Origin of the sequence: Kitasatospora sp. NPDC005856 (assembly GCF_040629945.1) — a bacterium.
Taxonomy (GTDB): Bacteria; Actinomycetota; Actinomycetes; order Streptomycetales; family Streptomycetaceae; genus Kitasatospora.
The window spans coordinates 47752-73526 of the sequence record NZ_JBEXWT010000023.1 but is presented as its reverse complement, the minus strand read 5'-3'; the positions used below and the strand labels follow the sequence as shown (position 1 = coordinate 73526).

26 protein-coding genes are annotated in these 25775 nt (G+C 74.4%); 5 read left to right on the top strand and 21 right to left on the bottom strand.

Annotation, left to right across the window (positions count from 1 at the left end; genetic code table 11):
* Nucleotides 1-22 precede the first annotated feature (22 nt).
* The 7 genes from ABZ449_RS16605 to ABZ449_RS16575 form a co-directional block, all read right to left on the bottom strand.
* Entirely contained in the window at nt 23-1393 is a 1371-nt protein-coding gene (locus ABZ449_RS16605; RefSeq protein WP_360346111.1) for a hypothetical protein, read from the bottom strand.
* Complete coding sequence (locus ABZ449_RS16600) at nt 1390-2034, bottom strand: DUF6084 family protein (protein ID WP_360346109.1); 645 nt, start codon at nt 2032-2034, stop codon at nt 1390-1392. Before ABZ449_RS16600 ends, ABZ449_RS16605 begins: the two co-directional genes overlap by 4 nt.
* Nucleotides 2031-2678, bottom strand: coding sequence for a DUF5947 family protein (locus ABZ449_RS16595; protein WP_360346107.1), 648 nt, complete (start codon nt 2676-2678; stop codon nt 2031-2033). The genes ABZ449_RS16600 and ABZ449_RS16595 overlap by 4 nt, the downstream gene beginning before the upstream one ends.
* Nucleotides 2675-3142, bottom strand: a complete 468-nt coding sequence (locus ABZ449_RS16590; protein WP_360346105.1) for a thioredoxin — start codon at nt 3140-3142, stop codon at nt 2675-2677. Before ABZ449_RS16590 ends, ABZ449_RS16595 begins: the two co-directional genes overlap by 4 nt.
* On the bottom strand, nt 3139-4926 hold the full coding sequence (locus ABZ449_RS16585) for a nickel-dependent hydrogenase large subunit (protein ID WP_360346103.1): 1788 nt from the start codon (nt 4924-4926) through the stop codon (nt 3139-3141). The genes ABZ449_RS16590 and ABZ449_RS16585 overlap by 4 nt, the downstream gene beginning before the upstream one ends.
* Nucleotides 4927-5058: 132 nt before the next feature.
* Entirely contained in the window at nt 5059-6132 is a 1074-nt protein-coding gene (locus tag ABZ449_RS16580; protein WP_360346101.1) for a hydrogenase expression protein HypE, read from the bottom strand.
* 133 nt (nt 6133-6265) lie between these two features.
* Nucleotides 6266-7954 (bottom strand): enoyl-CoA hydratase-related protein, encoded by a 1689-nt coding sequence (locus ABZ449_RS16575; RefSeq protein ID WP_360346099.1) that lies wholly within the window; start codon nt 7952-7954, stop codon nt 6266-6268.
* Between the two features lie 147 nt (nt 7955-8101).
* Here ABZ449_RS16575 and ABZ449_RS16570 point away from each other — a divergent pair, with 147 nt between their 5' ends.
* The 3 genes from ABZ449_RS16570 to ABZ449_RS16560 all read left to right on the top strand — a co-directional run bounded on the left by ABZ449_RS16570 (nt 8102) and on the right by ABZ449_RS16560 (nt 9867).
* Nucleotides 8102-8533: a GNAT family N-acetyltransferase gene (locus tag ABZ449_RS16570; RefSeq protein ID WP_360346097.1), complete on the top strand. Its 432-nt coding sequence runs from the start codon at nt 8102-8104 to the stop codon at nt 8531-8533.
* Between the two features lie 85 nt (nt 8534-8618).
* Nucleotides 8619-9077, top strand: coding sequence for a hypothetical protein (locus ABZ449_RS16565; RefSeq protein WP_360346095.1), 459 nt, complete (start codon nt 8619-8621; stop codon nt 9075-9077).
* A 298-nt stretch (nt 9078-9375) separates the two neighbouring features.
* Nucleotides 9376-9867 (top strand): signal peptide protein, encoded by a 492-nt coding sequence (locus ABZ449_RS16560; protein ID WP_360346093.1) that lies wholly within the window; start codon nt 9376-9378, stop codon nt 9865-9867.
* Nucleotides 9868-9947: 80 nt separating this feature from the next.
* Here the strand turns inward: ABZ449_RS16560 and ABZ449_RS16555 are convergent, their stop codons facing one another.
* A complete protein-coding gene (locus ABZ449_RS16555; RefSeq protein ID WP_360346091.1) occupies nt 9948-10775 on the bottom strand; it encodes a 2OG-Fe dioxygenase family protein in 828 nt (275 codons plus the stop codon).
* Between the two features lie 104 nt (nt 10776-10879).
* Between ABZ449_RS16555 and ABZ449_RS16550 the strand changes: the two genes are divergently transcribed.
* Complete coding sequence (locus ABZ449_RS16550) at nt 10880-11047, top strand: hypothetical protein (RefSeq protein WP_360346089.1); 168 nt, start codon at nt 10880-10882, stop codon at nt 11045-11047.
* An 80-nt stretch (nt 11048-11127) separates the two neighbouring features.
* The gene (locus ABZ449_RS16545) at nt 11128-11613 is read left to right on the top strand and encodes a hypothetical protein (RefSeq protein WP_360346087.1); all 486 of its coding nucleotides are present in this window, start codon (nt 11128-11130) and stop codon (nt 11611-11613) included.
* Nucleotides 11614-11624: 11 nt separating this feature from the next.
* Here the strand turns inward: ABZ449_RS16545 and ABZ449_RS16540 are convergent, their stop codons facing one another.
* The 13 genes from ABZ449_RS16540 to ABZ449_RS16480 form a co-directional block, all read right to left on the bottom strand.
* Nucleotides 11625-12473 (bottom strand): zinc ribbon domain-containing protein, encoded by an 849-nt coding sequence (locus tag ABZ449_RS16540; RefSeq protein ID WP_360346085.1) that lies wholly within the window; start codon nt 12471-12473, stop codon nt 11625-11627.
* A 444-nt stretch (nt 12474-12917) separates the two neighbouring features.
* Nucleotides 12918-13481: a phage tail protein I gene (locus ABZ449_RS16535; RefSeq protein WP_360346083.1), complete on the bottom strand. Its 564-nt coding sequence runs from the start codon at nt 13479-13481 to the stop codon at nt 12918-12920.
* Nucleotides 13478-15445, bottom strand: a complete 1968-nt coding sequence (locus ABZ449_RS16530) for a putative baseplate assembly protein (protein WP_360346081.1) — start codon at nt 15443-15445, stop codon at nt 13478-13480. The genes ABZ449_RS16535 and ABZ449_RS16530 overlap by 4 nt, the downstream gene beginning before the upstream one ends.
* Nucleotides 15445-15882 carry a GPW/gp25 family protein gene (locus ABZ449_RS16525; RefSeq protein WP_360346079.1) on the bottom strand — a complete coding sequence of 146 codons (438 nt, stop codon included), beginning with the start codon at nt 15880-15882 and terminating at the stop codon, nt 15445-15447. The genes ABZ449_RS16530 and ABZ449_RS16525 overlap by 1 nt, the downstream gene beginning before the upstream one ends.
* 2 nt (nt 15883-15884) lie before the next feature.
* Nucleotides 15885-16196: a PAAR domain-containing protein gene (locus ABZ449_RS16520; protein WP_360346077.1), complete on the bottom strand. Its 312-nt coding sequence runs from the start codon at nt 16194-16196 to the stop codon at nt 15885-15887.
* A gap of 75 nt (nt 16197-16271) precedes the next feature.
* Nucleotides 16272-18050: a VgrG-related protein gene (locus tag ABZ449_RS16515; RefSeq protein ID WP_360346075.1), complete on the bottom strand. Its 1779-nt coding sequence runs from the start codon at nt 18048-18050 to the stop codon at nt 16272-16274.
* Entirely contained in the window at nt 18047-18808 is a 762-nt protein-coding gene (locus ABZ449_RS16510) for a peptidase M23 (RefSeq protein WP_360346073.1), read from the bottom strand. Before ABZ449_RS16510 ends, ABZ449_RS16515 begins: the two co-directional genes overlap by 4 nt.
* A gap of 69 nt (nt 18809-18877) precedes the next feature.
* Nucleotides 18878-19303 carry a phage tail protein gene (locus ABZ449_RS16505; RefSeq protein WP_359830489.1) on the bottom strand — a complete coding sequence of 142 codons (426 nt, stop codon included), beginning with the start codon at nt 19301-19303 and terminating at the stop codon, nt 18878-18880.
* Nucleotides 19304-19411: 108 nt separating this feature from the next.
* Nucleotides 19412-20020: a hypothetical protein gene (locus ABZ449_RS16500; protein ID WP_360346071.1), complete on the bottom strand. Its 609-nt coding sequence runs from the start codon at nt 20018-20020 to the stop codon at nt 19412-19414.
* Nucleotides 20021-22932: 2912 nt separating this feature from the next.
* Nucleotides 22933-23091, bottom strand: coding sequence for a DUF6760 family protein (locus ABZ449_RS16495; protein WP_181970396.1), 159 nt, complete (start codon nt 23089-23091; stop codon nt 22933-22935).
* Complete coding sequence (locus ABZ449_RS16490) at nt 23088-23576, bottom strand: hypothetical protein (protein WP_360346069.1); 489 nt, start codon at nt 23574-23576, stop codon at nt 23088-23090. Before ABZ449_RS16490 ends, ABZ449_RS16495 begins: the two co-directional genes overlap by 4 nt.
* Nucleotides 23573-24013, bottom strand: a complete 441-nt coding sequence (locus tag ABZ449_RS16485; RefSeq protein WP_030290301.1) for a phage tail protein — start codon at nt 24011-24013, stop codon at nt 23573-23575. The genes ABZ449_RS16490 and ABZ449_RS16485 overlap by 4 nt, the downstream gene beginning before the upstream one ends.
* 57 nt (nt 24014-24070) lie before the next feature.
* Nucleotides 24071-25603: a phage tail sheath family protein gene (locus ABZ449_RS16480; RefSeq protein ID WP_360346067.1), complete on the bottom strand. Its 1533-nt coding sequence runs from the start codon at nt 25601-25603 to the stop codon at nt 24071-24073.
* Nucleotides 25604-25775: the final 172 nt, after the last annotated feature.

Genomic DNA, 25775 nt, shown 5'->3' with positions numbered 1-25775 from the left:
ACGCCCCCTCCGGTCGCCCCCGTCACGCCCCCTCCAGCGGCGTGACCTCGTCGGGCTGGAAGTAGCGGAAGCGCCCCTGGGCCCGCCACAGGTCGGCGCCCGGGTCGTCCTCCACCGTGACGGCCAGGTGCACCGAGCCGTCGAGGTCGTGCAGCACCGCCTCCACGACGCCCGTCCGCCCGTCCAGGAAGAGGTCCTGGGCGTCGGTGCGCCGCCGACCGGGCCGCAGCAGCACCCGACTGCCGGCGCCGACCTCGTGGCCGTCGACCAGCACCCGGTCCCGCCCGGGGTCCACCTCCGGATCGTCGCCCGGGTCCCACCAGGGCTGTTCGGCCCCTTCGGCCCCGCCGCCGGTGACCTCGCGCAGCCCGCGGATCGCCCCGTGCAGCCGCTCCAGCACCTCGGGGGGCATGGACTCGGCCAGGTCGATCACCGCGCCGGCCCGCTCGTCGGTGCCGCGGGCCTCCCGTTTCTCCTCCTCGGTCAGGGCGGCCGTCCGCAGCGCCAGGATCTCGTCGATCTCGGTGGCGTCGTACAGCGTGCCGAGGCTCTCCGGGGCGATCCGCGGGTGGTCCTCCAGGATGATCGGCGAGGACAGCACCACGCCGCGCTCGCCGTCCGGCCCGGCCAGGACCGGCCAGGTGCGCTCGTTGCGGCACCGCTCGACAGCCGGGCGGGCCCACTCGGGCGGGTCGGTGACGGACACGAAGGGGCCGTTCTCCAGCCCGAGCAGCAGGTGGGCGGAGACCAGTGAGCGCGGCAGCGCCTGGTCGCGGGTGGCCCCGCGGGACGGCCTCCACGGGGAGGTGTTCTCCACCTCCACGATCAGCCGCTGCGCCCGGTAGGGGCCGGGCACCTCCTCGGCCCGCAGCCAGACCAGTCCGTCCACCTGTTCGCGCCGCCGCACCAGCCGGCCGACGACGGCGCCGTCCTCGTGCACCAGCCCGGTCTCGCCGACGCCCGGCAGCCGGAACGGCCGCTGCACCCCTTCGTCGGCCAACTCCTCGACCGGGACCAGGATCTCGACCCGCTCCTCGACGCCCTCGTCCCACTCGACGAGGTCCCGGTCGGCCAGCTCCAGCCGCTCCACCGACTCGAAGCCGGCGGGGGTGGCCTGTTCGACGGTGCGCCGCTGGACCCGCAGGAAGCGCAGCTCGACCGCCAGCCGGTCCCCGCCGCGCGCCTCCATCAGGCACTCGGTGCGCTGATGGGAGTGCTCCCCGCCCACGGCGGTGTACTCGGGCGGCACCAGGACGCCGAACTGCCAGCGCAGCCGGTTCTTGGCCGCCGAGGCGCGGTACGGGTAGAGCACGTAACCCTCCAACAGCACCGCGTCGGCGATCTGCCGGGCGGCCGCGAAGCCGCGCTCGATCCGCTCCGGGAAGCCACTCACCGGACCGTCCCCTCGACCGCGGCCGCCGCGAGCAGCTCGCGCACCGTCGCCTCCCAGGAGGGCAGGGCCCGCCGGGAGCGGTAGGCCAGCAGCTCGTCCATGACGTCCTCCGGCAGCCGCAGCCAGCCGCTGCCGGGGAAGTGCCGGTCGATCGCCTCCCGCCACACCCGTACCGGCATCCGCACCCTGGCCTCCCGGTCCCAGGACACCGGGCTGACCTGGAAGCCGCCGGGGCCGGCGAAGGCGGTGCCGGAGAAGAGCAGCAGCAGCGGCACCTCGCCGTCCTCCAGTGCCCGGAAGTAGCGGGCCGAGGCGACGTCCTGGTCGTAGGTGCAGGGCACCGCGAGGTCGACCTCGGTCCCGCCGGTGAAGCCGGGCACCAGCAGCGGCACGGTGGCGAACTGGACCGGGTTGAGCGTGGTCGCCCAGCGCTGCCGCTCACCGAACAGATCGGCCAGCCGCTCGCCCTCGGCGTCGCCGTACGGCCGGCGGCCCGGTTCGATCCGCAGCTGGCACTGGAGGGCGAGGGCGTGCACCCGGGCGTCGGCCGCGGCCGTGATGCGCAGTCGGAACACCAGCGTCGGCCCGGCCGCGTACGGGTCGGACCGCACGCCGGTGCAGGCGAAGCCGAGCGCCGTCACGCCGTCACCTCCGCGGGCAGCGGGCGGGCCCGGTCGGCCAGCCGGGCGAAGAACGCGTCGAGTTCGGTCCGTGCCTCGGCGCCGCCGTCGAAGCCGTGCCAGCACCGCCGCAGCCGGCCGACCAGCTCGTAGCAGACGTCGATCGGCACCAGGAAGCACGCCACGCGCTCCTCGGTGCGGCGCAACAGCAGCGCCTCCACGTCCGGTTCCAGGGCTTCGGCCAGCCGGCTGCCGCCGAGGGCCCGCTGCCAGGCGAGCTCGTCCAGCTCGCTCTCGGTGGCGCCGGCCGGGCCGGGGTAGAAGGCGAGCAGCTGGTCCATCACCGTGCTGCGGAACAGGAAGGCGGTGCCGACCGGGATGCCCAGCACCGACCAGGCCTGGTGGTCCAACTCGCCGTCCGGGTCGGCGAGGTAGCGGTCCGGTACGGTGCGGAAGCGCCCGCCGGCCGCGCCCGGCTGGTGGAACAGCAGGCCGCAGGCGGTGCAGGCACACGCCAGGGCCCGCTCCTCGACGTCCACCAGGTGGCGGTGGTCGGCGGGCAGGTCCCGGCCGCAGAAAGCGCACTGCTCGGGGCGCGGCGGGGCCGGTTCGCGCAGCCGGTGCAGCAGGGCGGTTCCGTCGCGGGAGATCCGGCGGGTGTTCATCGGGCCTCCGCGGGCTGCGGCGGGCGGGTGCCGATCTGGAGCAGCTGCGGGGCGCGTTCCAGTTCCACGGCCGTCACCTCGGGCGCGTGGCAGGCGAGGGCGGCCTCCACGTCCTGTTCGCCGCAGCCGCAGCCGGTGGCCGTGCGGCGCAGTCGCAGGACTCCGGTGGCCGGGTCGAAGCCGGCCACCTCGACCCGCTCGGGCAGGGCGGCCAGCGCCCGGTCGATCCGGGCGGGGAGGTCCTCCGGGTGCAGGTCGTGCAGGAGCAGCAGCCCGGCCACGGCCGGGTCGTCCAGCATCCGCTCCAGCGCGGGCGGGGGCAGTGCCGGGACCATCCTGGCCAGGCCCTGCCCGTAGAACTCCATGAGTTCCCGGACGAGTTGCTCGCCCGCCCGCTCGGCGCCGCTGCCGGCCAGGTCGTCCAGGGCCTGCTGGATCCGCTGCCCGGTGCGCTCGGCCGTCATGCGCCGAGCCCGCTCAGGCCGGTGGGCACGTGCATGGTCTGCACGGTGCGCCCGCCGCCGACGTACATGTGCACGCCGCAGGGCAGACAGGGGTCGAAGCTGCGCACCGCGCGCATGATGTCGATGCCCTTGAAGGTCTCCGGCGGGTTCTCCTCGAAGATCGGGGTGTTCTGCACCGCGTCCTCGTACGGTCCGGGCGTGCCGTAGCTGTCCCGGACGCTGGCGTTCCACGGGGTGGGCGGGTAGGGGTGGTAGTTGGCGATCTTGCCGTCGCGGATCACCATGTGGTGCGAGAGCACGCCGCGCACGGCCTCGGTGAAGCCGCAGCCGATCGACTCGTCGGGCACCTCGAAGCGCTCCCAGGTCTGGCTGCGCCCGGCGCGGACCTCGTCGAGCGCCTTCTCGGCGAAGTGCAGGGCGGCGGCGGCCGCGTACGCCTGGAAGTAGGTGCGGGCGCGGTTGCGCTCGATGGCGTTGCTCCACTGCGGGATCTTCCACTCGAAGGTGACCTCGGGCTTGGTCATCGAGCGGGGCAGGTTGATCCGCACGCTGTGGCCGGTGGCCTTGATGTAGCCGATGTCGACCAGCCCGGACAGGGCGGTGGACCACAGGCGTGCGATCGGGCCGCCGCCGGTGTCGAGGGCGAGGTGGTCCTTGCCGTCGAACCAGCGCGGGGACATCACCCAGCTGTACTTGTCGTCGAAGTTCCGCTTCTGCGGGGCGGGGATGGTGTGCTGGTTCCACGGGTGCCGGGGGTCGACGGGGTTGCCCAGCGGGTCGTGGGTGACGAAGAGGTCCTTGCCCTGCCAGTCCTCGTAGTAGGAGCTGCCGAGCAGGATGCGGATGCCCAGGTTGATCTGCGTCAGGTCGTTGGTGACGAGCTTGCCGTCCACCACGACGCCGGGGGTGACGAACATCCGCCGGCCCCAGTCCGTCATGTTGCGGTAGGTGAAGTCGCAGTGGTCCGGGTCGTTGAGGCTGCCCCAGCAGCCGAGCAGGACCCGGCGCCGGCCGACCTCCTCGTAGCCGGGCAGGGCCTGGTAGAAGAAGTCGAAGAGGTCGTCGTGCAGCGGCACGACCTTCTTCATGAACTCGACGTAGCGCATCAGCCGGGTCAGGTAGTCGGTGAACAGCTGCACCGTGGCGACGGTGCCGACGCCGCCCGGGTAGAGCGTGGAGGGGTGCACGTGGCGGCCCTCCATCAGGCAGAACATCTCCCGGGTGTAGCGGCTGACCTGGAGCGCCTCGCGGTAGAACTCGCCCTCGATGGGGTTGAGCGAGCGCATGATGTCGGCGATCGTCCGGTACCCGTGGTCGCCGGCGTGCGGGGCCTCGGTGCGCTCGGCCTGCTCCAGGACGCCGGGGTTGGTCTCGCGGACCATCTTCTCGCAGTAGTCGACCCCGACCAGGTTCTCCTGGAAGATGTTGTGGTCGAACATGTACTCGGCGGCCTCGCCGAGGTTGATGATCCACTCGCCCAGGTGCGGGGGCTTCACCCCGTACGCCATGTTCTGGGTGTAGACGGAACAGGTGGCGTGGTTGTCACCGCAGATCCCGCAGATCCGGCTGGTGATGAAGTGGGCGTCGCGGGGGTCCTTGCCGCGCATGAAGACGCTGTAGCCGCGGAAGACCGAGGAGGTGCTGTAGCACTCCGCGACCCGCTTCTGCTTGAAGTCGATCTTCGTGTGGATGCCCAGGCTGCCCACGATCCGGGTGATCGGGTCCCAGGACATCTCGGTCAGGCCGCTGCCGTCGCCGGCCGCCCTGGTGGTCGGTGTTGCCATCGTTGCTGTCGTGTCCTTGTCTCTGGGAGCGGGCCCCGGCGAGCGGGCGAGGGGTCGGTGAGCGGGCGGGGATCCGGTGAGCGGCGGGATCGGCGGCGGCCGCACACCGGGCGGTGTGCGGCCCTGCGGCGGTCACCAGGGCGGGCGGTAGCCCGTGGTCAGGTGGCGGCCGGTGTGACGCCACTTCGGTTCCTTGTCCAGGGTGTTCAGCGTGACCGCGCGCAGCCGGCGGATCAGCGCGCCGTACGCGCCGCTGGCGTTGGAGGAGATGCGTGAGCCGGGCGGCGGGTCCATGAAGGGCATGAACTTGTCCGGGAAGCCCGGCATGGTGCAGGCGATGCAGATGCCGCCCACGTTCGGGCAGCCGCCGATGCCGTTGGTCCAGCCGCGCTTGGCGACGTTGCACTTCACGACCGGGCCCCAGCAGCCGAGCCGCACCAGGCACTCGGGTGTGCCGTAGTCGGTGGCGAACTGCCCCTGCTCGTAGTAGCCGCCGCGGTCGCAGCCCTCGTGCACGGTGGCGCCGAACAGCCAGGCGGGCCGCAGCTTGTCGTCCAGCGGGATCATCGGCGCCGAACCGGCCAGCTGGTACAGCAGGTAGGTGAGCGTCTCGGCGAAGTTGTCGGGCTGGATCGGGCAGCCCGGCACGCAGACGATCGGCAGTCCGGCCTTGGACGTCCAGTCCCAGCCGAGGTAGTCCGGCACGCCCATGGCGCCGGTCGGGTTGCCGGCCATCGCGTGGATGCCGCCGTACGTGGCGCAGGTGCCGATCGCCACCACGGCGGTCGCCTTCGGGGCGAGCCGGTCCAGCCACTCGCTGGTGGTGATGGGCTGACCGGTGGCGGGGTCGTCGCCGAAGCCGCACCAGTAGCCCTCCTTCTTGATCTTCTCGTTGGGGATGGACCCCTCGACGACCAGCACGAACGGCTCGATCTCGCCGCGGTCGGCCTTGAAGAACCACTCGACGAAGTTGTCCGCGCCCTGGACCGGGCCGCACTCGAAGTCGATCAGCGGCCAGTGCACCGCGATCTTGGGCAGGCCGGGCAGCGCGCCCGTGACGATCTCCTCGATGCTGGGCTGCATCGCGGCGGTCAGCGAGACGGAGTCGCCGTCGCAGCTGAGGCCCGCGTTGATCCAGAGAATGTGCACCACGTCGGTCTCGGTTGTTGCAGCTGTTGCAGTCGTTGCAGCTGTTGCAGCACCCATGAGGACGCCTCCTCGGGGATGGGAGCCGAAGGGAATGGCTCGAGAGCCAGTCATAGCAACGGTCCGGGCCGGGCGCCGGTCCGCGCGGCGCGCAGCGGGGCCCGGGGAGGCAAGCCCGGCAGGGCCGTTCGGGTCACGATCGTGCGGCGGGCCCGGTCGGCACGGGGCGCTTGTGGACGAACGCGGAACGCAGCGCGTGATACGGCGATTCGGGTGTGAAGAACTGCCGGTGCATCACCGCGAGCTCCTCCTCCCGGTACGCGTCGAGCGGTTTCGTCCGCTCGTCGGCCTCGCGCGCGGCCTTCTTCGCCGCGATCCGCTGCTGGGTGGTGGGCGAGGCGGCGAGCAGCCCGGCCAGGTGGGCCGTGGCGGGCCCGAACTCCTCCGGCCCGCAGGCGAGCACCCGGTCGACCAGGCCGATCCGCTCGGCGGTGGCCGCGGAGACCGGCAGCGCCTGGCGGGTCAGCCGCTCGGCCGTCGCCGCGCCGACCCGGCGCGGGAGGGTGTACGTCCAGTACTCCGACCCGTACAGCCCCATCAGCCGGTAGTGCGGGTTGAGGACGGAGCCGCCGCGGCACCACACCTCGTCCGCCGCCAGCGCCAGCATCACCCCGCCGGCCGCCGCGTTGCCTCCGACGGCGGCGACCACCAGCCGGTCGGTGGTGGTGAGCACCGCGTCCACCACCTCGTCCATCGCGGTGATGTTGTCCCAGGACTCGACGGCCGGGTCCGCCGCGGCCTCGATCACGTTGAGGTGGATGCCGTTGGAGAAGAAGTCCCGGCCGCCACCGAGTACCAGCACCGACGTCGGGCGGGCGAGGGCGAAGCGGTAGGCCGCCAGCAGGCGGCGGCAGTGGCCGGTGGACATCGCGCCGCCCGGGAAGGAGAAGCGCAGGAAGCCCACCGGGCCGTCCTCGCGGTAGCGGAGGTCCGACCAGACGGGGCCGTCCTCCTCGTCCGGCATCAGGGGCGCCGCCAGCTCCGGCAGGGCGGGGAGCAGGCCGCCGAGCGCCGCCACGGCGGGGAGCTTGATGCCCGCCGGGCCTCCGGGGGTGTGGCGGCGGAGTTCGGGGATCCAGACGGCACCGTCGGTGGTGGCCCGGCAGAGGGCTCCGGCCCGGGTGGCGAGCAGCTCGCCCGGGCAGCCGCGCAGCACCGGCTCGCGGTGCCCGCCGTGGAGGTACCACGTGCCGCCGCACAGCTCGTCGAGCACCCCGGGCCGGGAGTCCGCGGCGCGGAGCCCGCGCAGCACCGTCCCGGTGCTGTCGGCCGCCCAGTCGATCCGGCGCTCCTGCTGGCGCAGGGCGGGCCGGGTGCGCACGGGGGCGCTCCAGCCGGGGCCGGACTGCGGCTGCGGCTCGAAGGTGCCCGAGGCGAAGCGCTCCACGGCGAGCAGGGCGGCCGACACCGCGGCGTCGGCGACCTCGTTGCGGTAGAGGTCGCTCTTGCCGTACGCGGGCAGCGGGCAGGGCGCCCAGGCCCAGACCGGTCCGGCGTCCATCTCGGCCTCGGCCTGGAGCACCGTGACGCCCCACTCGGTGCGGCCCTCCCGGATCGCCCGGTCGAGGGAGGACGCGCCGCGGTCGCCCGGCGGGCCGGGGTGGACGATCAGGCAGGTGAGCTGCGACCAGAGCGCCTGCGGGATCGCCGTGCGCAGCATCGGGGCGAGCACCAGGTCGGGCTTCAGCCGGCGCACCGTGCCGAGCAACTCATCGTCGTCACTGGCCAGTTGGACGTTCACGGCGTGACTCCGGTCACGCAGTTCGGCGTGCAGCCGCTGACTGAGGCTGTTGAACGCGCTGGCGAGGAGAAGAATCCGCATGTCCGCCTCCGACGGGGTGGTGCTCCGGGAACCCGGCGATCATCGCTTCCGCCCTCACGACCCCCCACGCCGTCCGGCATGTCGCGCCGCGCGTTCACCCGAGCGGCCGGAGCCCGGCGGCAGGGCCGACCGGGTAGTTTGTAATCCATGAATTCAGTGATTGACCCTTACGACATTCGTCCCGGTGTGCCCACCGTCGAGGTCTTCCGCCGCCTGCGCACCGACGCCGGCCTCTCCGACAAAGCCCCCGAAGCGGTCGCGCTCGCCCTCCCCAACACCTGGTACGGCGTGGTCCTCCACCACGAGGGCGAGCCCATCGGCATGGGGCGGATCATCGGCGACGGCGGCACCGCGTTCCAGATCACCGACATCTGCGTCCACCCCGCGCACCAGGGCCACGGCCTCGGCAGGCGCATCATGGCCGCCCTCAGCGAGGAACTGGAACGCCGGGCCCCCGCCACCGCGTACGTCTCGCTGATCGCGGACGGCCCCGCGCGCTTCCTCTACGAGAAGTTCGGCTTCGCGGACACCGCCACCCATGACTCGATCGGCATGTACCGCCTCATGGACGGGCGCTGACGGCCCGACGGCCGGCGCTGTCAGTGGCGCGGTGTGTACTGATGCCCGTCCCGCCCCCGTCCGTACCGACCCCGGAGGTGCCCCGATGGCCCGTCTCCACGTCCGTTCCGGCCTCGACCCCGACGAGCCGGACACCCCGGTGGCCGTCCTGGTCGTCGACCCGGACGGCACCCCCGGGGAGCAGGCCCTGGCCCGGCTCGGCGGGCACTGCTACGAGGGCGACGGGGTCTTCTACCTGGTGCAGACCGACGGCTGGTCCGAGCACGCCTACGAGGACGGCCTGTTGACGGTCGGCATAGCCGTCCACCCGGCGGTGCTGGAGCGGGCGGAGGTGGATCCGGCGGGTTTCCCGCTCCGCTCGGCCACCGACCCGGCGGCCGTCCTCCTCCTGCGTGCCGAGGCCGCCGTCGACCCGGGCCTGGCCGGCCGCCTCCAGGAAGGCACGGCCGTCCTCACCGCCCCGCCGGGCACCCCGCTGGACGACCTCCTCGGCCCCGACGGCGACTGGCCGATGATCGTCGCAGGCCCGCCCGAGCACCCGTAGCACCGGCTCCCCGGCGCCCCCGTTCGCCGAGGGCCGGTCGACCGGACCTCGGGCGGAGGCCGCGCCCGCGGCAAGGGGCCCGGTCTCCGCACGGGCGGTGCCCCGGCCCGATGGCTCCGGCGGTGGCTCCGGTGGTCGCCCGTTCGGCCCAGTCGGAGCACCACGCGCCCTCCGGCCCGGCCCGCCACCGGCTCACGGCGTGCGGCTTTCCGGGTGAGGGGGCAGGGTGGTTCCGTACGGATCCGCCCGGACCAGTCGGCGCACCCGCGTGCCCCGCCCGTCGGCCGAAGGAGGCGCCATGCGCACCCTGAAGTTCCCCCGTCGGAGTCTGGCGTTGGCCGCGGCCCTCGCCGCCGTGCCGACCGCCCTGCTCACCGCCCCCGCCCAGGCGGCGACCCCGACCCCGACCGCGACCGGCGCCCCGCCGACCGGCTTCGTCGAGCTGCCCACCTCCCCGCTGCCGCCCGACCACGCGCAGCGGGTGATCACCGTCTCCTACCGCAACGACTCCTCGGCCGACCGTACGGTGGCCCCGCAGGTCCTCATCGAGTCCCCCGTGAAGGGGCCCTTCCTCGATCCGGCGAGCATCCGGCTGGAAGTGCTCTCCTCCGACGGCCACTGGCGCACCCTGCCGCTCGCCAGCCAGACCGGCACGCTGTACACCCGGCTCACCTCGGCCAAGCTCGTCCTGCACGGCCACCACACCCTGACCGAGCGCTACCGGATCACCGTCGTCGGGGCGGCGCCGGTCCAGGGGACGGTCGAGCCCCGGGTGGCGCTCTACGGCTGAGCCGGCGCACGGGCGAGCCACCCGGTCGGAACCGCCACGTCACAGCGGGCCCGGGGCGTAGGCCCTATCGGATGCAGGGCCTACAGCGCGAGCGTGTAGGGGGCGATGCCGACGATCAGGATGTCGCGTCGGCCGTCGTCGCCGGCGTCACCGAGACGGACCGGGCCGACGTAGTGGCTGACGCGGCCGTCGTGCACGCCGTAGCCGTCCAGCGGCTCGGTCAGGACGAACCGCTCGTGGACGGCCTCGGGCGGCAGCGCGTCGGGCCGGCGTCCGGCGCTCTCCGGGGTGGCGATGACGTTCTCGCCACCCTCGACGTTCCGGCGGCCGACGAGGTGGGCGAAGGTGAAGGTGGCCGACGAACCACCCTCCTGGTGGAGACAGTCGGGCGAGGAGACGGCGACCTCGTCCCGCCCGTGCACGCCGAGCGCGATCAGGTGGACTCCGACGTGGACCGGCACGCGGTGGAGGTCCTCCAGCCACAGCGCGTGGCCCAGGTCGGCACGGATCAGGGCGTCGAGCAGCCGGTTGCCGCGCAGGGCGGGCGGGATGTCGGGCAACCGGCGGCGCACCCGGGGATACTCCGGGTTGTGCTCGACCTGCCAGTACTCGGTGACGGTGCCGAACTCCTTGTCCGGCGCCCCGGGGATGAAGGACAACTCGCCGGTCCACGGCAGGTGGACGGCGTGCGAGTAGCGGCGGAACCGGTGGGTCTGCCGCGCGTACGGGTCCGGGGGCAGGTCCCGGTACGCCTCGGCGAGTTCGGCGAAGTCCGCCGCCATGGCGCCGGTGTCGATGCCCAGGTCGGCGGCGCCCAGCCGGGCGTAGCCGTCCCGGCGGACCCGCGTGGCCTGTTCGTCCGACGGGACTCCCACCGCCCGGCCGGGGGTGTTCCGGGTCTCGTCCATCGGCTGCTCCCAGCGCTCCCGGCCGACCCCGGCAGGGGCCCGTTTCCCCGCTCGTGTCCGGCCGCGCCCCTCCACGCTGGCACGCCACGGGCGACCGCACCGCCGTGGCGTCCGCCGTGCGGATGAGGGCGGGCCGCGACCCGATCACCCACCGGGACCACCGGCTGCGGGACGACGCCACGATCCTGCTGGTGGAGTGGCACCCCGTCCGGGGCGGACGCACGGCCGGTGCGGGTTCCGGCGACGGGGACGACGGCGAGACGTCGACCTGACCCGCGGTCATCGCCGACGGTCGTTGCAGGCAGGATGACCCCCGCGGCGGGTGTCGTCGCGACAGCACGGGAGACTCCGCATGGCCGACTACTATCCGTACCGCATCGAGACCAGGAGAGGGGATCTGACACTGATCTGGAGCCCCGGCGAGGGCGACGCGCCCGACCGGCTCCTCGTGGACGACCGTGGCGGACTCCTCGCGTTCCGGGACCTCAGGACGCTGCGGGAACACTGTGACCGCAACGACCGGGAGCTCGTCTGGGAGGCCGAAGCCACCCTCGACCTGGCCGCCGTACGGCGATGGGTCGAGCACCCCGGCCTCGGCCCGGTGCCGGCCGGACTGCTGTTGGACGCGTGGAACTTCTTCGAGGACCTCTCCCACAGCGTGGAGTCCGGCCCGCGCCTTCCCTCCCAGGGACCGGTCCACGACAGCGCCTACGAGAAGCTCTTCGGCGGTGACGCTCTCGAACCGACCGCCGGGGAGGACGCCTGGACGGAGGAGGAGACCGCGGCCGTGCGCGACCTCCTCCGGGCCGGACTGGACCTCTGGGAGCAGGCCGTGTGACGGGCCAGGGGTCAGGTGCGCTTGAAGAACTCCACCTCCGAGAGTGCGATGGCGCGGCCCGGACCGGTTCCGGCGGCCTCCCGGACGGTGAGCTTCACCTGGGTGACGTCGCTGAGTCCGGTCTGCACGGTCTGCGGTCCGGGTCGGTCGTCGAGCGGGACCTGCTGGGTGTGGACCTCGCCGTCCTCGGCGGTGACCTCCAGGGAGAGGACGATCGGGCGGGCCTGCTGCTGGAAGTGCTGCGGGTCCACCGAATCCCCGGTGTGGATGATCAGGTCCACCAGCCGGAACGGGGTGCGGAAGGAGAACGTGACGGAGTCCCCGATCGCGGGCGCCCCCCAGTAGGTGTTACTGAGGCCGTCGTCGGCGGCGGTGGCCGGATGGCCCTCGACGGCGGCGCTCGCCGAGGTGGCGGACGGGGTGATCGGCGCGGTGCTGCGGAGCTTGTCCAGCACGTCCTGGAAGGCGACCTTGCCGGCCGGGTACAGCAGGATCCCGGCGACCACCACCGCGACCAGCACGAGCAGCGCGATGGTGCGGCGCAGCGCGTTGCCCGAGCCGCCGATCCGCACCCGGCGCCGGAACGGCCAGCGGGTGCGCCACCAGGGCAGCTCGGGCACGGCCGCGGCGGGATTCAGCGGGGCGGCGCAGCGGCGGCAGAACTTCCGCTCGGGCAGGTTGGGCGTGCCGCACTGGGGGCAGGGCGGGCCGTCCTGGGTTTCGACGGCCTCGGCCGCCCGGCTGACGGGGCGCGGCGCGACGGGCTTGGCGGGCTGGACGGCCACCGGGTCGGCCTGCGGCGCGGGGGCGGGAACGGCCTGCGCGGGAGCCGGCCGTACGGGGGCGGTGCTCGGGCGCACGGGGGCGGTGCTCGGGCGCGGAGGCTCGGGCGCCGACGGCTCGGCGGGCAGGGGCTCGGCGGGCGGAGCGGGCGGCTGCTCCGGCTTGGCCTCGGGTTTGGTCTCCGCCCTGGGTCCCGGCTTGGATTCCGCCTTGGGTTCTTCCGTGGCCTCCGGTTTGGCCTCCGCCGTGGTCTCCGGCTTGGCTTCCGCCCTGGGGCGCGCGATCCGGCGCGAGACGCTCCGCCGGCTGGACTCGACGGGCGCGGGCGCGGGCTCTGGTGCGGGTGCGGGCGCAGGTTCGGGCTCGGCCCGCGCGGGAGCGGGCGCCGCCACGGGCCCAGCCGTCGGCGCCGCCGGAGCGGCGGCAGCGCTGCGCGACCAGCCGAGGTAGGCGCCGCAGTTGCCGCAGAAGTCGTCCCCCTCCCCGTTGGCCGTTCCGCATTCGGGGCACACCGGCATCCGTCAGCCCTCCGTTCGCCCGGGTGGGCCGGGCAGGATCTCCACCCGGCAGGTCAGATGGACCGGGCAGCCCGCCCTGACGACGGACCGCACCTGCTCCTCGTCCGGTGCCGGTCCGCTCAGCGGCCAGACCCGGACCAGGACGTCGCCACTCGGCGCGGGCGGCAGCGCGGCCCGCGGGTCGGTGGACCAGGAGGCGCCGCCGCCGTCCACGATCTCGGCTCCGGCGCCGAGCACCAGCCGCAGCCGTTCGGTGAGGCCGCGGCGGGTGCCGCGCCAGCGGTGCAGCTCCACGGCGCTCTCGACCACCGCGCGGCGCACCTCCACCGGCCAGTCCGGGTCCACCTCCACGGCGACCCAGGAGGCCAGCCAGTCGAGGAAGTCGGCCGGCGCGAGGCCGGGCCGGAAGTAGGCGGGCAGGTTGTCCAGGGTCGCGAAGACCGGGGCGAGGACGGTGTCCAGGCCGGCCGTGAACCGCTGGGCGAAGTCGTCGTCGGCGAACAGCGCGGGCAGCAGTTCGCCGATCGGGTGCGGGCTGGGCAGCCCCGGAACGGCGGCCCGTGTCATGCGCCCGCCTCGCTGCCCTCGGCGACCGCGGTGACCACGACCTGGTGCTGGTGGGAGAAGACCAGGGCGTCCGGCGGGACCTCGACCCGCTCGGTGGGCGCGCCCCGGCGTCCGGTGATCGGATCGGCCGGGAACAGCCGCACCTCCTCGACGCCCGAGACGGCGGCCACCCGCTGGAGCACCGCGAACACCTCGCCGTACTGCACGGCCCGGCCGAACGGCCAGCCCTCGCCGTCGGCGCCGCCGCGCAGGGGGTTGAGGTACCGGTACAGCGCGGCGAGCACCTCCTCACGGACCCGGTCGGGGTCGGCGGAGCGGGTGGTGAGGCGGGCGACCACCGTCACGCCCTGGTAGGTGGGGGGTTGCACGACCAGCCGGGTGCCGATCAGCCGGCGCTCGTCGAGGGCGGTCGCGACGGCGGCCAGCACCTGCTCGTCGGGGATCAGCTGTTCGAAGCGCAACCGGTCGCCCTCGTCGGCGACGGCGTCGGGGACCACCAGCACCCGCACCGCCCCCGCCTCCGCACCGCCGGCGGGCAGGCAGCTGATCCGGGCGGCGGACGGCGCGGCCTGCCGGGCGATCAGCTCGAAGTCCCCGGCGGTGACGGCGCGTTCCTGCAGGCGCAGCTGGTGCGGGGCACGGGCCTTGGCATTCTCCACGGTCTCGCCGTCGACCCCGCCCCGCGCCGCCTCCCGGTTGTCGACCCGGGCGATGTACGGGACGGAGCTGCGCAGCACCGTGACGGTGCCGCGGGCCACGTTGCCCGCGATCCCGCCGCCGGTGCGGTACTGCGGGACGCGCAGCCGGGCGCCCTTGGGCGGCACGGCGCCGAAGGTGCGCAGGCTGCCGTCCGGTTCCCGGACCGCGGGCGGGAAGAGGAACTCGCCGGTGGTCGCGTCCAGGACCACGTGCCGGTCGGCGGGCGAGGACTCGCCGAAGTGCTCGACGACCGTCCAGCGTTCCCAGCCCTCGCCGGCCGTGACCTCGACCACCGGGGGCTCGCCGTCGAGCAGCACCGGCGGCCGGGCCAGGCTGAAGCGCTGGCCCGCGACGCCCTCCGAGGCGCCGAGCGGCGCGTCGGTGACGGTCTGCGCGTGGACGGCGGTGGCGGTGCCGCCGACGGTGAACACCTCGGCCCGGCGGACGGTGGGCGACTCGGAGTAGAACGGCTGGCCCGGCTGCGGCTCGGTGACCCGGCAGCGCAGCCAGCCGGCCCGTCGGCCGGCGACCACCGAGGCGGTGTGCCCGGCGGGCACGAAGACGACGACCTCGCCGGGCCGGTTGAGGCCGCCGGTGGTGTCGCTGCCGGTCTCGCAGGCGATCCAGCGCGCGCCGTCCCAGACCTCCCAGGCCAGCGGCGGCTGACGCGGGTCGACGCCGACGCCCTCCACCCGGCTGTCCAGCCGGACGATCAGGATGCAGCGCGGCACCACGGCGGGCAGCGCGAAGAGCATCGCGTCCCCGGGCGCCGGGCGCGACTGGAAGCAGGTCACGTCCGCGCCGTCGGCCAGCCGGGCCGTGCCGTCGGACTGCTCGCCGGAGGCGGAGACGGTCACCAGCCGCTCCAGCGAGCTGGGGACGATCGGCAGGTCCTCGGCGGTGGAGAAGACCACCGCGTCGTCGGTCTCGGTGCGCAGCGTGGAGACCTCGGTGCCGGCCCGCAGCAGGACCGTCTCGGGCTGCGGGACGGAGAGCCAGAAGTCGACCTCGGCCCGGGCCGCGGCGGGCGGGAACAGCCGGATGCCGAGCAGGTCGAGGAAGGCGGCGTAGTTCTTCTCCGGCACCCGGTTCAGCCGGTAGAGCAGCTGGTCCACCAGGTAGGCGAAGGTCTCGATCAGGGTGACGCCCGGGTCGGAGACGTTGTGGTCGGTCCACTCCGGGGCGCGCTGCTGGACGTAGCGCTTGGCCTCGTCGACGAGCTGCTGGAAGCGGCGGTCGTCCAGGTTCGGGGAGGGCAGGGCCATCAGCGCGCACCCCCGGCGACGGTGTCGAGGGAGTCCGCTCCCGGGTGCTCCGGGATGGTGTAGAAGGGGAAGACCAGGTTGCGGCGGTCGTTGGTGGCCCGCACCGTGTAGTGGACGTCGATGTAGAGGGTGCCCTCCTCGGCGCTGTCGAAGGCGATCACGACGTCGTCGACCTCGATCCGCGGCTCCCAGCGCTCCAGCGCGATGCGCACCTCGCGGGCGATCCGCCCGGCGGTGGTGCTGTCGCCCGGGGCGAAGACGTACTCGTGGATGCCGCAGCCGAACTCGGGGCGCATCGGCCGCTCTCCCGGGGCGGTGCCGAGGATCAGGCGGATCGCCTCCGCGAGCTCCCGGTCCCGCTCCACCATGGCGATGCCGCCGGTGGCGTTCACCCGCAGCGGGAACGCCCAGCCGCGGCCTATGAAGCTGCCGCTCATGCTCAGCCTCCGATCAGCACGTCGAACGCACCGGAGGTGATGGTGGCGCCACAGGTCGTCTTGTCGCCCATGCGGGCCGCGGGCAGGCCGCCGATGAGCACCATTCCCCCGGTGACCGCGCCCGGGGAGGGCAGCACCAGGTTGCCGGGGCCCAGAGCCAGGTGCGGGGGGACGACGCAGGCGTGCACGCTGCCGACCACGGCGGCGGGACGGCCGCCGATCAGCACGGTCGCCACCTTGAGGGCGCCCGGCGGCGGGGTGGTGAGGGCGCCGCCGTGGTCGGTGAGGTCGCCGGTCCGGGCTGCGGGGGGCATGTGCGGTCTCCGTTTCCGATGGTGCCGCGCCGGTCGCGGGCACTCGTCTACTGCCGTTGTTTCCTTGACTGTCCGTCAGTTGATGCGCACGAAGGTTCCCTTGAGCACAGCCTGGGCGCCGCCGTCCACGGTGACGGAGGTCGTTCCCCGGACGGTGACCGAGCCGCCGCGCACGTTCACCGCGCCGGTGCCCGCGTCCAGGGTGATGCCGGAGGAGGAGAGCCGCACCGTGCTGCCGGCTCCGCCGCCGAGGCCGTGGACGGTCAGCACGATCTCGCCGCGCTGTTGGTCCAGGCTGACCTCCAGCTTCCCGTCGCCGCTCGCCAGCCGGACGCCGGACTTGCCGCCCGGCACGTCCAGCAGCTCCATCCGGTGGCCCGAACGGGACACCACCGAGCGGCGGTTGACCTTTCCGGAGGCCCCGTCGACCAATGGCACGTCGTGCTGGGAGGGCCGGTCCACGCCGTTGTAGAGCCCGCCCAGCACGTACGGGCTGTCCAGGTCGCCCTGCTCGAAGCCGACCAGCACCTCGTCGTTGACCTCGGGGCTGACCACGCCGCCTCCCCCGGCGCCGCCCCACTGCACGGTGCGCACCCAATCGGAGACGTAGGTGTCGTCCAGCCAGGGGAACTTGAGCTTCACCCAGCCGCGCTGACCGCCGCCCGGCTCCCGGACATCGGTGACCACGGCGACGGCCAGGCCGGGCATCCGCGGCCCGCGCGGCGGCGCGTTGCCGCCACTGGTCAGCCCGGCCAGGGAGCGGTCGGGGGCGGCGCTGACCACCACGGTGGTCCGGTAGCCGCGGAACGGTTCGAGCAGATGGCGCACCCCGGTGGCGGTGTAGCGGCCGGAGAAGGCGGCGCCGACGTTGCCCAGGGCGACCGCGGTGCCGGCCCGCAGCCGCGGGTTGCCCTCGGCGACCACCTCCAGCTCACCGAAGCCGGCCGCCACCGAGGCGGCCAGCGACCGGGCCACCGAGGCGGTCTCCGCCTGGGTGCGGTACGGGGTGTCGGCGACGGTCAGTCGGGTCCGGCCGGGGAAGGCGGAGGACACCACCGAGGGGCTCATCCCCGGCTGTACCGTCCGGGAGGTCACGGCCGGCTCGGTGGCGACCAGGGCGCTCTTGGTGGTGACGTTCCAGCCGCGGGCCTCGACGGTGTCCGCTCCTCCCGCGCCGGTCAGCACACCGCGCAGCTCCAGCAGGTTGCGGCCGTACTCCAGCACCAGAGGGTTCTGCGGCGCGGGGGTGGAGGGGGCCGGCGCGCCGGAGGCGGGGTCGGGCCGGACGAACTCCAGCCGGCCGTCGTCGTCCACCCGCACCTGGGCGCCGCTCTCCTGGGCCAGGAACTGGAGGAACTCCCAGTCCGGGACGTTCGCCTGCGAGAGCTGCTGGTGGACGACCGGGAAGGAGTCGACCTTCCCGCAGGTCAGTCCCGCGCCCGAGGCGACCTGGCGGACGATGTCGGCGGTCGTCATGTTCCGGAAGGCCTTCACCCGGCGCCCGCGCATCAGCCGGTGGGTGACCGCCGAGGCCCGCACCACGGTGTACGAGCCGGTGGAGTCCACCTCCAGCTCCAGCGCCGTCACCTCGCCGGTGAACAGCCGCGCCCGGGTGTTGCCCTGCACGGTGACCACGGACACCTTCAGCGGGGTGCCGATGGTGATGCCGGTGGCGGAGAGGAAGGTGTGGTCGGCGTCCCGGAAGGACAGCACGGCGGTGTCGGGCAGGCCGACGCTCTCCTCGATGTCGCAGGAGACCAGTTGGGTCGCCCAGATCGGCGGCAGCGGGCCGGGCGCCTCGACGACGGGATCGGCGGCGAAGGACCGGCCGCCGCGGGCCTCGGGAGTGGTCATGGCCGTCCGCCCTGGGTGAGTTCGCTCCGGCTGTGGGTCCGGCTGTGGCTCTGGGTGAGTTCCTCGATGCCCGGCACGATCAGGTCCGCACCGGGGACCAGCGCGAGCGGATCGTCGATGTCGTTGGCCTCCGCGATGGTGCGCCAGGCCGTGGCGTCCCCGTACGCGCGCCAGGCGAGCATGGGCAGGCTGTCGCCGGCGATCACCCGGTGGGTGCTGCGGGCCTCCGGCGAGCCGGAGGTCGGGTTCTGGCCGGCCGGGTCGACGCTGGCCTCGTCGATGGTCAGCGAGCAGACCGCCCGCAGCGGTTTCCCGTCGACGTCGAAGAGCGAGTAGGTGACCGAGAGGCCGGTCAGCACCCCGTTGAACGAGGTGGTCTTCAGGGTGCCCCAGTCCAGCCGGATCCACGGGCTGGCCGGCGTCTTGCGCGCCAGGCTGGCCGGGGTGGGCACGCACGCCGTCATCAGCTGTTCCACCGCCCGCTCCACCGAGTTGTCGTGGGTCGCGGTGGAGTCCAGGAAGACGTCGAGGGAGAGCGAGCGCGGACCGCTGCCGACGAACTCGGGCAGCGCGGACTCGCCCGCCATCCGGGACGGGGTGCGCCGCCACTCGGTGGTCTTGCTCAACACCAGCGTCGCCGGGTTGAACTGGAGCCGGAGCTGCGCGAGCGTACCGCCGGGTTGGGCACCGACCGTGGACGGTGGCTCCATGATGGTCAGTTGGGCCCGGGTGACGCTGGCGGGGACCGCTGGGGACATCCTGGTGCTCCTTCCGTGGGTCGGGGTGTCGGGCGGGGGCGGGGGCGTGGGGCCGGGCGTGCGGTGAGGTCAGGAGGGGCGCAGGCCCGCGTGGGCGATCTCCAGGGTCTCCATCGCCGCCTGGGAGTTGGCGGGGTCGAAGGACGGCCCCTCCCAGCGCACCGGGACGATCCCGAGCACCTGCCAGCCGACGATCCGGCTCAGGTCGGGCCTCAGCGCCACGATCTCGCCGTCCTTCGGCTCGACCTTGCGGACGATCTCGGACAGCCAGCGGGCGATCTTGGTGGTGTCGGCGGTGACCGCGCGGGTCAGCGTGATGTTCGACCAGGTGATGCGGCCCGGCAACTGCCACGCGAAGCCGTTGTTGCCGCCCTCCGCGTACTGCTCGATCTCGACCTGGGCGCCGAGACCCGAGCAGGTGGTGAACTCGCCCAGGTCGTTGCCGCCGATGGTCAGGCTGAAGAACACACTGGACGCGAAGATGTTGTCGGTCATCGCTTCTGCTCCTGCTCCCTGCTTCCGGTCACGTCGCTGCGGCCTGTTGTCGGCCGTCCGTCTGGTCCACGCTCCGGTCCGCTTCGTCGTCCGCGGTCCGGCCCGGTCTCAGCGGCGCATGTCGTACGGTTTGCCGCCGCGTTCCCGGCCCCTGCGCAACTCGGTGCGCAGCAGCCGGCCGACCGGTTCGACCAGACGCCGGGCCAGTTCGTCGAGGTCGGCGGGGTCGGCGCGCCGCTCGGCGCCCGGTGCGGTGGGGGGCTTGCCGGGGGTGCCCGCGGCGGACGGGGTCCCGGGCGCCGCGGACCGGGTCGGCGTCGCGAGCTGCACGGTGGTGGGTGTGCGCGCGGGCACGGCGGTCAGGGGCACCCCGGTCAGGCCCGTCTGCTCGGCCACCCGCTGCAACAGCCGCGCCGTGGCGGGCGAGGTCGGCGCGGACGGCGCCGACGAGGTGGGCGGGGCGCTGGTGGTGTGCCCCGCGGACAGGGCCCGGGAGACGACGAGCGCGGGCGCGGACGCGGCCGACGGCGTGGTCGACGGCGCGAATGCGGTGGCCGGCTGTGGGCCCGGTGGCCGACTCGTGCCCGCCGGGGCCGCGACGGCGGGCGGCTGCACCGGGGATGGCTGCGGGGGCAGGGCGGTGGCCGGCAGGCGCTGGATCGGCGCGGCCGTCACGGGCCTGAGCCGGACGACCGGCGGGCGCGGGGTGGCCGTCATGGCGGAAGGCACACCGAGGGTGCCGGGGGTGACGGAGTTCGGGTTCCCACCGGACGTCGGCGTGGCGGAACGCTGTACGGCCGAGCGGCCCCCGCTCACGGTGCCGGGCCGTGGCAGTGCCTGAGCGCCCGCGTTCGGGGCCGCCGCACGGGAGCGACCGGGCAGGACGCGGGCCAGGTCCGCCGGCGCGACCGGGGTAGCGGCGGTGGCGGGTGCCGACGGACCTGCGGGCGCTGCCAGGTGATCGGCTGCCGCCCGGGCGACCGGCCGGTCCGACGGGCGTCGGGAGAACGCACGCTGCACGGCGGCCAAGACGCCGCGCGGCGCGGCCGGGTCCGGGAGTCGCACCGAGCCGGGCTGCGAGGCCGAACCCCGTGCTGCGCCTCCGGCCTCGGTCCCGGCACCCGGCGAGCGCCGCGCCCGTGACCGCGAGCGCTGCGGAACGGCGGCGGCCGGGGCGGCCGACGCTTCGCTGTTCGCAGGGGCCGCGAGCGCCGTGGGCCAGACGGGCCGGACCACGGGTGGTGTCGGTGCCGAACCGGCGCCGCCGGAAGCGGCGGCAGGGGGAACGGATGGTGCCGGCGCGGTGGAGAGGGCGACCGTCATTCGACGGTCCCCGAGCAACCCGCGCCTCTGACCGATGAGTTGAACGGCACGCTGCACACCCGGGCCTCCGGAGGACCGGCGCGCGGGAACCGTCACGGGTACCACCGGACCGCTACCCGCTGCGAGCGGGGCGCCCACGGGTCGCGTCCCGGGAACGGTCGGCTGCGCGGCGGAGGCAGCCGTCGTCCCCCGGGGGGCCACGGCACGCCCGGCAGCCGATCCGAGCCGGCCTCGCTCGGAGCTCGGATGCGCACTGCGGCCACCGGCGGCCGGGGCGATCGGGGTGCTCGGAGTGCTCGGAGTGCTCGGAGCTGCCGACCGCCCGTCACCACCGTTCCCGTACGGGGACATCGCCTCCGCCGGGCCGTCGCCGGAACGCGGGGTGGCACGCTGCACGGGAAGCCCCTCACCGGCCGCGGGCACGATGACGGCGGGCGCGGAGTCGCCCGCCGCCGGGGCCGTGATCCGCTGGACCGATCGGCGCCCGCCGAGCAGCGGAGCGGCGCCTCCCGCCACGGCCGCCGTCGGCGGCAGCGCGTCGAGCGGCGCGCCCAGGCCTCCACGCGTACGGGCAGGGGAAGGGGCGGGCTGAAGCGGAACGGCGCGATCGGCCGACGGAGCCGGCGATACGGGCGTGGAGGCGGCGGTCCCGGACGGGGCGCGCTGCACGGACACGCCCTCCGCGGGCGCACTCCGGTCGGCACGGGCGGGGTCGGTCCGACCCGGCGCGACGCTTTCGGGCGTCGGCGCCAGCGGTGCCGGCGCGGAGGTGACAGGCGAGGAGACGGCGGGCGAGGCCGGGGCGCGCTGCACTGACGCGCCCTCGGCGGCCCCGTTCCGCCGTTCAGGGGCCGGATCGGTCTGGACGGGCACGGCGCGCTCGGGGGTCGGCGACGAGGACGGCGTGCGCTGGACGGGCGCGCCGCCGCCGGACCCGCGTTGGGGCCGGGACGGTGCCGAGCCGACGGACGCCCCGGCCGTACGGGCGCGTCGGGCCGAGGTGGTCGTGCCACGGTCCCCGTCCGCGGACGGCCGGACCTCGTCGCGCCCGCCCGTCTCGGGGCCGGTGGACCCGGCGCCGGCGGGAACGACGGGCATGGCCGGGTGCCCCGAGGAGGCGCCAGGGGTCCGGGGGCCGTCGGTGGCCAGCGGTGTGGCGCTCGCGGGCAGCGCGGTCAGCGGCGCGCCGAGAACCGGGCGGGCGGGTACGGCGGCGCCGGTCGCGGCGGCACGCTGGACCACCCCTTCGGTGCGCTCGTTCCGCGTGGGCGCGGGGGCAACGGCCGGGCCTGGCGCCGTCGACCGTTCGGTGGCTCCGCCGCTCGCGGACGGGCGGCGCGTGCCGTCGACGGGTTCGCCCGTCACCGCCGCGGGCCGCGGCGCGTCCGCGCTGCGGCTCGTCGGCTCGGTGACCGCCTCCGGCCTCCCGACCTGCCCCGGGACGGCCGCCACGGGCCGCGCGGGCAGCGACGTCGGGCGCCGCGCCACGACCAGCGGGGCCCCGAGGGACCGCGGCCGTACGGGGCGCTCCGCCCGCACCGCCGAGTCGTTCGGGCGCGAGGAGCCGGTGACCGCCTCGGGCGTCGCCGCGACAGCAGCCGAGACGCTCGGCGCTTCCGCACCGGGCGCCATGGCGGCACTCCTCGGCGAACTCCCCCTCATCCCATCGGACTTCGACCCATCAGACGTGGACGCGCGGGGCGTCGCCGCACCGGGCGTCGCCGCCGCGGGCCTCGGCGCACCGCCCTCAGCACCCTCCCCCGCCGCTCGTCGCTCGGCGCCGCCCGCGCGTGCCGGTCGCGGCCCGGACCGGACCGGAAGCCGCCGCTGCCGGACGGACCGCTGGACCGGACGGACCTGCCGGACCGTGCCCGGCTGCCCCTCCTCCGACAACGCCTCGGCCCCGGACTCCCCCGGGAGGACCGGCACCACGAGCTCGTCCCCGCCCGTGCGGACGGGAGCCGGCGAGCCCGGCGCCGCCACGGCCCGCAGGATGCCGACCGGGGCGGTCGGCAGCACCGCGTGGCCGAGCGGGCCGCAGAGCGACGGGTCCTGCCAGGCGGTGAGCCGGGACCGGAACCTCAGGCCGTCACTGACGCCGTGGGCCGGCCCGGCCAGGGTCGGAACCAGCGGCGCGACCGCGCGCCAGCCCCCGTCCCCGGCCGCCGGGCGCCGCCGAGCGGCCGCGCCCGTGCCTCCGGCACTGCCGGAGGCCGCGCCGTGAGCGCCGCCGGAAGCGGCACCCTCGCCGTCCCCGGCCTCGCCGCCCCTGCGGCGGCCGATCCAGTCCCGAAGCCCCATCCGGCTCACCCGCCTTCGCTGATGCGGGTGTTGAGCCGCGCGATCTCCCTGACCCACTGCCCGCGTTCGCGGTGGGTCAGGTCGAGGATGTCCTCCCGCTGCCAGTGGAAGTGGTACGCGATGTACGCGATCTCCTCGTACAGCCGAGCAGGCGCGTACGTCACGATTCCCCCAGGCGCCCACCGGCGAGGTCGACCTCGAAGGCGCCGTCGCAGTGCGGGCAGGTCACCGCGGCGCGCGTGTGGCCTTCGCTGTTGATCCGCTGGTAGAGGTCCTGGAGGAAGGCCACGTCGGTGGCGTACATCCGCTCGACGACCCCGGCGTGCACGTCGGTGATGTCGCCCAGCCTGGTGATGACATGGCTGAGCAGCACCACGCTGAGGTACGCCGGGTTCTCCTTGACCCGCAGGTCGATCTGCGGCATCAGCTCGTCGCGGGCGGTGGCCAGGCGCATGGCACCGTGCCGGTGCACGGTGCCCTCGTCGTCGACGTAGCCGAGCGGCAGCTCGAACTCGAACTCGGTGTGCGGCGCCCGCCCCCGGGGCTGCGCCGCCGCCACCGCTGCCGCCGGGGCCTGCTGCTGCGGCGCGGTGCTCTGCGGGGCCGGAGCCCGTTCCAGCAGCTCCTCCAGGCCGATCTTCCGCCTCACTCGACCGAGATCTCCTCGAACACGATGGTCACGGTCTCGGTCGCGGCGCTGGACTCGCCGGCGCTGAGGGTGGGACCCTCCCAGCGGCTCGCCCAGGCGTTGGTCAGCTGGATGCGCCGCAGGGTGGCACCGGTGGTGTCCTTGACCTCGATGGTGAGGTTCTGCCGCGCGGTGTTGATCGCCCCGTTGTTGAGGGTCTCCTTGATCCAGTCCGTGAACGCGCCGCTCTTGTCCAGGCCGCGGGTGATGGTCACCTCGCCGGGAAGCCGGGCGCCGGGCTGCTTGCGGACGATCAGTTTGCCCTCTTGGGTCACCTGCTTGTACTCGACGACGTCCTGTTCGACCGTCAGGTTGCTGATCTCCTTGACGGACTCGACGTTGTAGCCGCCGAGTTGGACGCCGAATATATGTGTGGAGAGCGGATCGCCTTCAGCCATGGGTTTGTGTCACCTTCCGATGCGAGGGGTGCCGAGGGGTGGTGCCGACCGGGCCGGTCACTCGTTGACGAGGCTCGTGCTGTCGGAGAACTGGGACAGCCGGAACACCACGAACTCCGCGGGCTTCACCGGGGCGACGCCGATCTCGCAGATCACCTGGCCGAGGTCGATGGACTCCGGCGGGTTGTTGTCGCGGTCGCACTTGACGTAGAAGGCCTCGGCCGCGGTCTGCCCGAACAGGGCCCCGCGCCGCCACTCCTCGGTGAGGAACGCGGTGATGTTCCGGCGGATGCTGGACCACAGCCGGTCGTCGTTGGGTTCGAAGACCACCCACTGGGTCCCCAGGAGGATGGACTCCTCCAGGTAGTTGAAGAGCCGGCGCACGTTCAGGTAGCGCCACGCGGGGTCGGAGGAGAGGGTGCGCGCACCCCAGATCCGGATGCCGCGCCCGGGGAACGCCCGTACGCAGTTGACGCCGATCGGGTTCAGCAGGTCCTGCTCGCCCTTGCTCAGGCGCAGCTCCAGGTCCACCGCGCCGCGGATGACCTCGTTGGCGGGCGCCTTGTGCACGCCGCGCTCGGCGTCGCTGCGCGCCCACACCCCGGCGACGTGCCCGCTCGGCGGGACCAGCACGTTGCGGCCGCTCGCCGGGTCGAAGACCTTGATCCACGGGTAGTAGAGCGCGGCGTAGCGGGAGTCGAAGCCCGCCTCGTCGTTGCGCCAGGTGCGCATCCGCTGGGCGTCGAGACCGGGCGGCGGGTCCAGCACCGCGATCCGGTCGCCCATCTGCTCGCAGTGCGACATCACCGCGAGCTGGACGGTGCGCAGGCCCTCGTCGTCGATGTCGCCGCGCTGGTAGGCGCTCATCAGGTCGGGCACCGCGACCATGGTGATCTCGTCGATCGCCTCCAGGCCGCCGAAGCCGGTCCGGGCGGCGGCGTCGCCGACGTACTCGGCGGGGTCGAGCCGGCCCGCCGGGACCGCGGCCGGCGCGGGCGCGGCGGCCAGGGCGTGGGTACGGCGCTCGGGGCGGCTCGGCGCGGTGCCGGGCTGTTCGGCGACGGCGACCAGCTTCGACTCGCGCAGCTGGGTGACGACGTAGCCCTTGGTGCTCTTGCGGGTCGAGACGTCGTACGTCTCCGCGACCTCGGCGCCCCGGCGCACCAGCAGCCGGAAGCGGTCCTCGGGGACGTTCTCGCCCTCCGGGTCGGCGACCTCGACGGACACCTCGGCGCCCGCGCCCGGCAGGGCGGAGAAGAGGAACCCGGCGATCTCGACGGGCGGGGCCGCGGTGACGGCGGGGGCGGCGCCGGGCGTCCGCCGGGCCGGGTCGCCGACCCGCACCACGTAGGCGGAGCCGCCGCCGTTGGCGAAGAAGCCGTACACCGAGTGCGCCAGGTAGGTGCCCTCGGTGAAGCCGCCGAACCGCTGGACGTACTGGTCCCAGTTGGTCACCAGTGTGGGCTCGTGGAAGGGCCCGGTCTCGGCGAAGCCGACGAAGGCGGCGACGGCCGTGCCGACGCCCTCGATCGGCCGGGCACCGGACTGGACCTCCTCCACGTACACGCCCGGGGTGAGGTACGACGGCATACGCGCTCCTTCAACTGGCCAATCGGTTCGCCGGTCATTCGCCCCCGAGTCTGCTGCCCGGACGCCACCCGGAAACATGTCCGCCGGTCCCCGACCGGGGGCAGGAACGGGTGCCCCCGGGGGACATCGCAGCGCGTTCCCCCAGGTCCCCCCCGGCCGTCCCGGGCGCACC